General features: G+C 41.4%; 13 protein-coding genes and 1 tRNA gene. 1 reads left to right on the top strand and 13 read right to left on the bottom strand.

What is annotated here, in order from left to right; all coding sequences use genetic code 11:
• Positions 1–193, bottom strand: a 193-nt coding sequence (locus A8806_RS15895) for a helix-turn-helix domain-containing protein (protein ID WP_146203302.1), incomplete at its 3' end; no start/stop codon positions are given.
• A 280-nt stretch (positions 194–473) separates the two neighbouring features.
• On the opposite strand from A8806_RS15895, the gene A8806_RS15890 reads away from it, so the two are divergent.
• The gene (locus tag A8806_RS15890; protein ID WP_109732177.1) at positions 474–1,388 is read left to right on the top strand and encodes a LysR family transcriptional regulator; all 915 of its coding nucleotides are present in this window, start codon (positions 474–476) and stop codon (positions 1,386–1,388) included.
• 126 nt (positions 1,389–1,514) lie between these two features.
• On the opposite strand, the gene A8806_RS15885 is transcribed toward A8806_RS15890, so the two are convergent.
• The 12 genes from A8806_RS15885 to A8806_RS26905 form a co-directional block, all read right to left on the bottom strand.
• On the bottom strand, positions 1,515–2,672 hold the full coding sequence (locus A8806_RS15885) for an ArsA family ATPase (protein WP_109732176.1): 1,158 nt from the start codon (positions 2,670–2,672) through the stop codon (positions 1,515–1,517).
• Positions 2,673–2,698: 26 nt separating this feature from the next.
• Positions 2,699–2,935: a hypothetical protein gene (locus tag A8806_RS15880; RefSeq protein WP_109732175.1), complete on the bottom strand. Its 237-nt coding sequence runs from the start codon at positions 2,933–2,935 to the stop codon at positions 2,699–2,701.
• A gap of 27 nt (positions 2,936–2,962) precedes the next feature.
• Positions 2,963–4,123: an ArsA family ATPase gene (locus A8806_RS15875; protein WP_109732174.1), complete on the bottom strand. Its 1,161-nt coding sequence runs from the start codon at positions 4,121–4,123 to the stop codon at positions 2,963–2,965.
• A 91-nt stretch (positions 4,124–4,214) separates the two neighbouring features.
• Positions 4,215–4,712 carry a MarR family winged helix-turn-helix transcriptional regulator gene (locus A8806_RS15870; protein ID WP_109732173.1) on the bottom strand — a complete coding sequence of 166 codons (498 nt, stop codon included), beginning with the start codon at positions 4,710–4,712 and terminating at the stop codon, positions 4,215–4,217.
• A gap of 294 nt (positions 4,713–5,006) precedes the next feature.
• Positions 5,007–5,077: transfer RNA gene (locus A8806_RS15865), tRNA-Gly, on the bottom strand.
• Positions 5,078–5,384: 307 nt separating this feature from the next.
• A complete protein-coding gene (locus A8806_RS15860) occupies positions 5,385–6,446 on the bottom strand; it encodes a C45 family autoproteolytic acyltransferase/hydolase (protein WP_109732172.1) in 1,062 nt (353 codons plus the stop codon).
• Entirely contained in the window at positions 6,434–7,315 is an 882-nt protein-coding gene (locus tag A8806_RS15855; protein WP_109732171.1) for an AraC family transcriptional regulator, read from the bottom strand. Before A8806_RS15855 ends, A8806_RS15860 begins: the two co-directional genes overlap by 13 nt.
• 243 nt (positions 7,316–7,558) lie before the next feature.
• Complete coding sequence (locus A8806_RS15850) at positions 7,559–7,744, bottom strand: hypothetical protein (RefSeq protein WP_146203301.1); 186 nt, start codon at positions 7,742–7,744, stop codon at positions 7,559–7,561.
• A 44-nt stretch (positions 7,745–7,788) separates the two neighbouring features.
• The gene (locus tag A8806_RS15845) at positions 7,789–8,412 is read right to left on the bottom strand and encodes a hypothetical protein (protein ID WP_109732169.1); all 624 of its coding nucleotides are present in this window, start codon (positions 8,410–8,412) and stop codon (positions 7,789–7,791) included.
• Between the two features lie 84 nt (positions 8,413–8,496).
• The gene (locus tag A8806_RS15840; RefSeq protein ID WP_109732168.1) at positions 8,497–8,982 is read right to left on the bottom strand and encodes a precorrin-2 dehydrogenase/sirohydrochlorin ferrochelatase family protein; all 486 of its coding nucleotides are present in this window, start codon (positions 8,980–8,982) and stop codon (positions 8,497–8,499) included.
• 60 nt (positions 8,983–9,042) lie between these two features.
• Positions 9,043–9,678 (bottom strand): precorrin-8X methylmutase, encoded by a 636-nt coding sequence (locus tag A8806_RS15835; RefSeq protein WP_109732167.1) that lies wholly within the window; start codon positions 9,676–9,678, stop codon positions 9,043–9,045.
• Positions 9,679–9,736: 58 nt separating this feature from the next.
• Positions 9,737–10,735 (bottom strand): bifunctional adenosylcobinamide kinase/adenosylcobinamide-phosphate guanylyltransferase, encoded by a 999-nt coding sequence (locus tag A8806_RS26905; protein ID WP_109732166.1) that lies wholly within the window; start codon positions 10,733–10,735, stop codon positions 9,737–9,739.
• Positions 10,736–10,746: the final 11 nt, after the last annotated feature.

Raw genomic sequence — 10,746 nt, 5'->3', positions numbered from 1 at the left:
GGTTGTTGAAGCTGCCTTTATTCCAAGTGTTAGCAACCCGATTTTTAAAGACTTCATCGGATATGGTGGACGGGTCCTTACAAAGGTACTTGGAAATCTCACGAAAAGACTTGCTTTCATCTAGAGATTGTTCAATATAGCGACGGTCCTCGATTGTAAGATGTTTATGATTCCCTGGTATAAGTTTTGACATAGTGTTATCCTCCTTATGCCGCCGGTTTGGACAACTGATAGAACTATACCGCTAGAAGGAATCATATGCAAGAGTAAACCCTACTTATCCAAGACTAAGTCCTACATAGGATGAACAGGGTAGGATTTAGAAAAATAATTTACGGTTTCATAAGTACTCTCCTTCATATCTTGTATTTTCTTAACATATATTGTATGCTGAAAATAAACCAGTTGTCCAATTCATATTTTCCATAAAAACTATTCCCATATGGCATAGTAAGTTTGAAAGGAGCATGCTCATGAATTTTCAGGATCTTCAGTACCTCCTCTGTATCGCCAAGCACCAGAATCTGACGAAGGCAGCGCAGGAACTATATATCTCGCAGCCGACCTTAAGTAAATCTCTCCGGAAACAGGAGCAGGAACTGGGAGGGAAGCTTTTTTCCCGAAGTAATAACTGTTATATTCCCACCTATCTTGGGCGCTGCTGCCTTGACTATGCCAAGAAGGCTGTAGCGCTTAAGCAGGACTGGGAAAAAGAACTGCTGGACCTCCATTCCTGCAGTGAAGGTGAACTGAATATTGCCTTCCCGCTGATGCGCAGCTCCTGCATGATTCCCAGAATACTCCCGGTTTTCCACAAAGAATATCCCGGTATACATGTGAATCTGTTTGAAGAAACCCATGCCATTCAGGAGCGCCTTCTGACAGACGACCGGCTGGACTTTGCTGTCTTTACAGAATCAAGCCCTCACCCAAAGCTTTCCTATGAACTCCTTCTAAAAGAAGAGGTACTGCTCTGCCTTCCTCCCGGCCACCCCTTTGCCTCAATGGGGCACCTGCATCCCGGAAGAAAATATCCTTCCTTTGACCTGTCACTGATGGCAGAAGAACCATTCATACTGCACTATCCGGAACAGAATACCGGACAAATTGCCCGGAACTTATTCAAAGAATATCAGATTGACCCGCCCGTTTCCCTGCTCACGCGAAGCACACAGACCTGTGCCCTGCTCTCTCAGGAAGGTCTTGGCTCCTGTTTTCTTCCAGAAACTTATGTAAAAAATATGATCTTCCGGCAGCCGCCTGTCTGTTTTTCTATCGGCGAGAATGGAATATTTACTACACTCATGATTGCTTACCGGAAAAATGCATATCTTGCTTCTTATGCAAAAGACTTTATCAGAATCGCGCAGGAAACAGTACACATGTAGTTGGGGACGTAATCTTCTTCAATTATACTACGTCCCAAATTGAGTTTTGCCCTGTACCTTTTTGCAAATTTCCCTGTGTGCGGTTGGGGACGTAATCTTTTTGAAATATACTACGTCCCAAATTGATTAAAACTGAATTGTCAAATAAGGTGCTTTGTACTTTGCTCCCTTGATTTCGTTGTCCTGTAGTGTTACCGGCAGTGGGAATCGCCTTACTTCATTTTTGACAGCGAGCACAAGCTCTCTTCCGGACTGTTTTAATTCGAGTTCACCTTTGTCGGCAAATGGCAGCAGTATAGTAAGCTTTTTTTCTCCTTCAAGGAGACTGACTTTATATATCTCTTCCTTGAATAAAATCCTAAAAGGATCTTGATCGAGAAATAGCATTTCACCGGTTCTTTGGAGGTCTTCCAGGGAGCATATTTCACCTTTTTGTAGTTCGAGATAAAATTTAGGAACCTCGGAAAAACATTCTTTAATTTCCTGTAATCCTTCTTCCTGCATGTTAACCCATTTCTGAAAATATCCTTCCATCGCCTCTTTTGAATAAATCCTGTTAATAATGATTGCATCTACATTATAGTTAAATAAATGAAGACATGTAAAATTTCGCTTCGTCTCCTGTATTACGATTTTCTCAGGTGTTGTGACAATACGCATGCTTACAATATCATGGTTCAGCATCAGTTTTTGTAATCTCTCCATTTTATCCATCAAATATTCAATATCGTCGAATACAGACTCCTCGGGCATCGGTATTTTCATAATTTTTTCTACCGCCGGTCCCGCTACTTTTAAACTTTTCCTTTTCATTGGAAGTATCTTTTCCAGCATATCAGAAAATTTTTCCGGATATTTTAATAAGGAAAGTGTCTCTCCGGTCGGTGCACAGTCTACAATAATGACATCATAAACTCCACTTTCAGCCATTTCCATAATTTTGAACATGGAAAATAATTCTTCAAGCCCCGGAAATACAAGCAGTTCTTCCACTTCGATTCCGCCCCTGCCTTTTATTGTCAGCATCTCGCGCATATAACTTTTAAGATTTCCCCAGCTTTTTTCACCTTCATAGATTGTATCAACCTCAAGCCCATATAGATTTTCCTGAATTTTTACAGGGTCCTTACCTAATCTGACATTCATTGAATCGCTGAGACTGTGCGCCTGATCGGTACTCATTACCAGTACCTTTTTCCCCTCCCGGGCAATCTTACAGGCAGTTGCCGCTGCTACTGTCGTTTTACCAACTCCGCCTTTCCCTGTATACAATATGATCCTCATTTTATTTCCTCCTGCTTTTCGTCAATTTACTCTATGATGACCTTTTGAACTTTCTTATCATGATCTGTATCCCCAAAGTGCTCACCCGGCTTTTCTTTTCCACCGGATTTTATAATGCCGCAAATGCACTCCGCTACCATTTCCTTTACCTCATTTTCAATCACATCAAAATGCGCGGATACTTTTGGCCCTATCAAAGACTGAACAGCTAGACGCTCATAATGATAAGCCTCATGGACCCTTTTCATCATTTCTTTGTTCATTTCATTCTTCCCTTTCTGATAAAATCATTATTTGAGTTCAAACTGCATGTTTAAATATTCTTTTTCCAGTTTTGCAGAAGTAATTTCGTAAGTCCTTATCGAATCCGGTAACGGGATATTACGTTTAAAATTCCCCAGCTTTATTACAACGTCCGATTCCGACTGATACACATCCAGTTCATCCTTCTCCACATACGGAATAGGAACCCGGAGAAGATATCCCTGTTCATTTTCGCGGAATTCTTCTCTGGGACCATCCATCCTTGAAGCAAATACATCTTCCGTAAGCACATCCCGGCAAATTCGCCCTACTGCGTCCAGCCCCTTAAGTTCTTCATCGTACCACCGTATATACCAGATTGGCAGTCCTGTAAAACATTCTTCAAGCTGGATTACATATCTCCCCTGGATTTCCAGCCATTTATCAAAGAACTTATTATCAATGTCTTTGGGAAGAATTCTGTTAATATAAATTCCATCCACATTAAAATTATAGAGATTCATATACATATAATTACGCTTCGTCTCTTCTACCGCCATCTTCTCAGGTACAGCCACCAGCCGTATACTCGTGATCTCCCTGTCCTTCAATAGTTCCTGCAATTCTACAAGCTTCAGATACATCCGCTCAATATCGTTAATCGCTTCCCTGTTTGGCAGCTCAACTTTTAATAGTTTCTTAGACACTGGCGCCAGAACCCTGATTGCCACCTTGCCGACCGGAAGAAATTTCTCCACATACCATGATAAAAGCTCCGGAAATTTCAATAAAGAAAGTGTCTCCCCGGTCGGTGCACAGTCTACAATAATCCGCCCATAGATTCCTTCCTTGTAAACCTCTGCGATTTTCAAAAGCGAAACCAGCTCTTCCATGCCCGGAATCATTCCAAAATCTTCCATTCCCACATCACTGTCCAGAGAAATCATCTTCCTCAGACTCTCTGACATCTCGTGAAAATCATGTTCCAGCACGTATTCGGGATCAATCTCATATACATCCAGATTCGGGATAATCTCAACCGGCTCCCTGCCAAGTTCCTTCTCGAACAGATCACCAAGATTATGTGCCATATCAGTGCTTACAAGTAACGTTTTCACACCATCATTTGCACTTTTCACAGCATGTGCTGTCGCCGTACTTGTTTTACCAACTCCACCCTTACCCGTAAAAATATAAATCCTGCTCATTCTCATTCCTCCATTTTTATTCATCAGATGAATATTTCGATGTTCGAAGTATTTGTTTTAAATTTTGCCACTGCCATTCGGCAGCAGCAAGTCATTCAATTATTATTTTTCTCACCTTAGGCTTTTCCTGCTTCTTACTATGTTCCTCTTTTAAAATTTCCATAAAACGGTTCAACATACGAAAGAATATATTCAATTCCTCCTCAGTGAACCCTTCCATCACTTTCTGCCCATAGTACATGAACTCCTTTAACAGAAGCTGAATCTGCTGTGTCCCACATTCTCCAAGCCGAATCGTAACAATTCTCTTGTCCTCCTCGCTCCTCTGCCTAACCACCAGCTTCCTCTTCTCCATCCTGCTGACAATCCCCGTCGCCGTGTTAAGCGGTACATTGATATACTCCGCAATCCGCGTCATATTCACTTCCTTCTCCACGTACAAAAGCCACAAGACAAATATTTCATTCTTAGAGCAGTCCATCAACAGATTCTGCCAGATCTCCGGGGCCAGAAACTCCTTCACCTGATCCACATACCGGAAAATACAATCCTCAAATCTCTCATCATCATAATTCATACCATTCACCATTTATTTCATCCTTCGAAGTAATTTAATTCTACACCCGAAGTATTAATTAGTCAAGCGAATTGGGGACGTAATCTTTTTTAATTATACTACGTCCCTAATTGAGTTTTACCCTGTACCTTTTTGCAAACTGCCCTGTACCTTTTTGAACATGTTCGTCATAATCATCAAATTTCATGCTCATTTTCTGACTTTATTGCCAATCCCTTTTCCAGTAACATTTACAATATGTCACGCCTTCATAAATAGGCCTTTATTATATGAAAAAAAATCAGACATACGTCTGATTTTTAAAAAAGCAGATAACGGGAATCGAACCCGCCTCTCCAGCTTGGGAAGCTGGCATTCTACCAATGAACTATATCTGCATGTGATTTATTATAAAACTTCTTTCTAATAAAATCAAGAGTTTTTTAGAAAATATATCATTATGCTAGATTAATGTTATTGTTCAAGTCTTGCCGTGCCCCCGTTGAACGACATCGAAACCATTAAAGTGATGATTTCATGGAATCTTGTCTACGCTTTACTACGGTCCATGCTGAACATGCGCCATTGGTGCATCCCCCATCTCCGAAGGCAACATTTAACGGGCTGATGTCTTACTGTGCACATCCATAAGGTGTAAACAATTACAATTAAATATTGGGAGATTGATATACCATGTCAAAATAGTCATTTACATAAGTTATGTTTTCCCTGTACAATATCATGTAATCTGCTGTCTGTAAGAAATTTCTTTTTTCGCGGGTCGCCCTCTGCCCGATATATCATTAGACGTTTTAAGTCAAAAACTGAACTCCAGACCGTTTCAAAATCTGGTTCATCATCATATTGACACATGAAACCATATTTCCCTTTCAAAAGCTGTTCTGTTGCCTCAATGAGATTTCCTTTTATGTGGGTAGAAAAACTATTTATGACGGTATGATACCGTTTATTAGAATGATAGTCGCTTCCGTTTGCTGCGTCATACGATTTTAATTCATTGGAAATAAAGCTATTAACAGTACATACTATTTTGCCATTCTCCAAATTTTCAGCTTTCCTTATTTTCTTTGCCGAAGGGGTGCATTCAACAACCATCATTTTCCCACTCTTATCGGCAATGAGAATATTGCAGTTAGAAGCTATTGGCAATTCCATAAGCAAAGAAAGCGCATTTTCTGTATTACCCGCTTTTTCCAGCAGATACCTGACAATGAAACAGGAAGTAAATCCCGCCTGTATCTTCTTCAGACAGGTCATAACAAAAGTCATTGCTATAACTAAACCATGCTCATTTATTCCCTCTTCTCCGTTAATGAAAGAAGAGGTCGTTATGTTAAATCTGTTTCCGTTTGAAGGGGAATATATTTCACTTTTACTTCCCTTTTTCAAGTATGGCGGCAAATCGTTGTTTCGTCCATAGATAATATTCCCATCCTTAGAGTAGGCGAAAGCGGTACACCCTCTGATTTCAATTGGGATATTATCTTCCAGATTATACATACAACAGCCCATACATAGCAGCCATGAAGCTAAGATATAATAGTCAATACCTATGGTATCACTGATACCACGGATTTCTTCACAGACCTCTGGGAAAATTTTTCTCAATATCTGTTCGCTCTTTTTTCCATATACAAGCTGAAACTCATCAAGGTGAAGCGGAAATCTCACATTGCTTTTTTGAAATATTTTTCCCCGCTTAACACCCATTTGATAATGGTCACCTTTTAATCTTAAATGATACATATTTCGTCCTCCTTGTCCCTTCTTACAGCAATCCATACTTCAGAATGTCCGTTCTCAGGCGCTTTTTCACAAACAGGATATACTTCTATATCTGGCAGTCCGGCGTAATCAAATCCCGAAAATGGCAGCCATTCCGTATAGAATCTGTTAAAAATACTCTGTACATTTTCTTTGAAGCAACCGTTGTTTTCAAAGACAGCCCATGTGGCTGCCGGAATTTCAAACTCAAACATATTAGGCGGTGCGGGTTTGTCTGTAACGACAGCGATATAGTAAAATATCCTTTTTGGATTTTCATATACACTTACACCTAATATCCTTTCGGAAAATTGATTGGATAAGTTGCATATCTCTGAAAACAGATTTCCACACAAAACAGACTTCCAAAATTCTGGTATAGTCTTATAATTATCTTCCATACCTGTAGATAATGGAATACGAATCCCTACCATGCGCATGGAATTCTTCTCTGTTAGATGATACGCCATAGCATTTTCTCCCGTAACCTGAACAGAAAAACGAATTGCCGGATATGCGTTCAGTGTACTTCCCATATTTCGGGCAGCAGTCGGAGTAATATTGTGAACAGTTTGAAAGGCCCGATTAAATGAAGTCGGGGATGTGTATCCATATTTCAAAGCAATATCAATCACTTTTTTATCCGTTCTCTGTAATTCAAACCCTGCCTGCGTCATTCTCCTGTGCCGGATATATTCTGATAAGGAAATCCCAGACACATATGAGAATAAACGTTGAAAGTAAAAAGTGGAACAACAGGCAATCCGCGCAGCTTCATCATATGAAATTTGGCCATCCAGATTATTTTCTATATAGTCTATGGCGCCACTTAACTTTTTCAGCCATTCCATTTGTAACCCTCCTTTAAACAATCATACATTTATCGCACCCATTTTTTCCTCTCTTTTAATGCACTCTTTTGTAAACTTACTAATAGTGTAAGGGAACAAAAAATTAGTTGCAAATAAAAAAACCGGCGAAAGTAACTAGCAACTCAAATTTATTAATCTGAAATACAAATGTAAAAAGAGTGTAACGCCCCTGTTAACTTAACAGACTTTACACTCTTTGTTTATAGTATATGTAATTGTTAGCTATGATACTTGCTCTAAACGCTCCACTCTGGCGGCAATATCATCAATTCGCTGGTTTACCTTATGCCCCATTCTCTCCAAACAATTTGATAAATCTTGTTTGGCAACCATGTTGGATCTAATATGACCTAACTTAGTACCCAGCAATTTACTGATTGCTAATAAATCATCATTTATTAATGACATATGCATCACTCCCTAATCTCCACAGCTCTTACAATTACCATACCCTATGAAACCTTCTCCTTCACTTTGGCAAGTTCTCTCTCAAATATTGCTAATTTTGCCCGGATGTCTTCCGAATCTCTGGTCCCCATATCGATGCGTACTTTTCTAACCTCTTCCTTTAACTCTGCGTAATGGGCATTGGATTTCTCCTGTACTCTGTCAACCTCTACCAGCACATTATTCTCTAATTCATGCAGACGCTCATCCAGATAATCTTTTGTTACCATCTTCGACCGGATATCTATAACATCCGCTTTCAGACCTGTAACGTCAGTTTTTAGGCCTGAGATATCTGTTTTCATATTTCCTACATCGGTTTTTAGGCCTGAGATATCTGTTTTCATATTTCCCACATCGGTTTTTAGGCCTGAGATATCTGTTTTCATGTTTCCCACATCGGTTTTTAGACCTGAGATATCCGTTTTCATATTCCCTACATCGGTTTTTAGACCTGAGATATCTGTTTTCATATCCACGATATCTGTTTTCATATCCACGATATCTGTTTTCATATCCACGATATCCGTTTTCATATCTACAATATCTGTTTTCATATCCACGATGTCGTCCCTTATTGGCTGAAGCAGCTGCCCTATCGCCTTCAGATCTTCGTTTGTCAATGGCATATGTATTCACCTCGCTTTTATATGATATAGAAATCATATCATATAAATAAATATGGCGTCTATATACTGAAAACATAATATCGGTTACATCATGTCTCCCCGTCCCATCACATCCTCCAGTTTCCGGCGTACCTGCTTTACTTTCCCCGGGTCTTGTCCCCCCGAATTAATTCCGATTACGACTTCATCCCTGACGATGACGGACGGGAAATAGAAATCGCACTTCGAGCGGTCGTCTGCTATGCTTATAAGGATCTTCCGGCCTGTTGCATACTCTCTTTTTTTGCAGTCTTCTGCAACCTGGTTGTTGACCTTACTGCTGTCCGCAGCTGAAAGGACCATGTCCGCCTCTGCAATATCGGCCTCCTGATAGGTACGGCAGATATGCCTGATCTTCCCCGCAGCCTCCAGCTTTTTCAGCTGATCCGTTATTTCCGGTGAGATCACGGTAATATCCGATGCAAACTGCAGAAGTGTTTTGATTCTCCTGGTCGCGATTGTTCCGCCGCCCACTACAATAATCTTCATTTGTGATATATCTACAAACATGGGAAAATATGCCTTTGCCATATGATATCCTCTCCTATTTTTTGCACTTTGCAGTTTAAAAAATATGCGTTATTCCCTGCATCAGTCCATCATATACAGCAGTGCATTACAGATGCATGCCGCAATATTACTTCCGCCTTTTCTTCCACGCGCTGTGATTGACGGTATGTCTTTCAGCGCCATGATGAGTTCCTTGGATTGTACCACGTTTACAAAGCCTACGGGAACCGCAATGATCAGTTCCGGTTTTAATCTGCCTTCCTGTATCAGTTCATACAGCCTGACCAGTGCTGTAGGTGCATTTCCTATGGCAAAGATCAGTTTCTTGTTCAGTCCTGCCGCCTTGTCCATACTTGCAGTGGCCCGGGTAGTGCCCTGTTCTTTTGCAATCTTTGCAACGTCCTCATCGGACATGAAGCAAAAGACCTCGCCGCCATATTTTGCAAGTTTTTTCTTGTTAATCCCGGCTTTTCCCATTTGTGTATCTGTAACAATGCAGGCCCCGTTTCTTAAAGCATCAATTGCATGCTCCACGACGCCTTCCGTGAATACAAGATTCTGTGCGTAATCAAAGTCTGCGCTCGTATGAATGCACCGTTTTACAATCGGCTCCGTCCCGGGTACAAGCAGTCTATCCCCCAGTTCCTCCGTAATGATTTCAAAACTTCTTGCCTCTATTTCAGCAGGCAGTACTTTTTCCAGTTCTATCTGATGCATGATTACAATTCCCCTTTCAATCTAGTACTTTCAATCTCGTACTTTCAATCTAGCACTTTCAATCTAGTACTTTCAATGTCGTACCTATCCCGCACACAACTCTGTCAACTCTTTCTGCAAGTGCCGCAAGCTCTGTACAGATTCGCCCGGCCTGCTCGCGGTACTCTCGTTCGAATGCATCCACAGGTACCAGTCCATACCCGATTTCTGTGCTGACAACAACAAGGTCCGGATTTTTGCCGGCAATGGAAGATGCCAGATTCTTCAAGTCTTTCCCTGCTGCCATCATACGCCGGATGTAGCTTTCAAAATGCCAGATGCCCTGGCAGGTATAAATATCCTCGAAAGGGCATGAGGCCCCGTCAATCCATGAATGGTCCGCTGCCAAAAACTCTTTCTTCGCATATGCCAGTTTACCCTGATATGCTCCACCGATCACCAGTTTCATGTGCGGTTCTCCTTCCCGTTTCCCGTCCGTTTTTGTTTTACATAGCTGAAGCACACCTTTTAGTTTCACCGGAATACCATACACCACTTCTGCCACACCGTCTGCCATGCGGGCAAGTTCTGTATTGATCTCTCCCATGAATCGTTTGTACATCTGCATCTCTTCTGAGTCTGAAGAACATTCCGAGCACACTTCATTCGTCACAACCACAAGATGGCGGCATTTCCGGTTTAATGCCCTCACACCCCGGATAACAGCCCTGACAGTATTCTCTTTGGCCCCATCCGGCTGGTACATCTCGTTTGCAGCCAGATTGGAGATGCACTCCAAAAGAACACAGCGGGAGGAAGCTTCTTCCCACTCTGTACACACTCCCATACCATGCTCCGCCTTTTCTTCAAGTCCGGTATAACATTCTACAGTTTCAAAGCCTTTATCCTGACGCATCACACGGTGGCGGAGGATTTTTCTTTTCGTCTCCTCCCCGTATGGGAGCATCGTTGCCACATAAAACAGGCTCCCCCCGGATTCACGGGCAAGACTGCACACAATATCCTCAGCAAATGCAGACTTACCACTCCCGCTGCCCCCTGTCACTAGGTAAAACATATCTTACGCCT

Source organism: Faecalicatena orotica (assembly GCF_003149245.1).
Lineage (GTDB): Bacteria > Bacillota > Clostridia > Lachnospirales > Lachnospiraceae > Faecalicatena_A > Faecalicatena_A orotica.
This window is presented reverse-complemented; position numbering and strand designations above follow the sequence as displayed.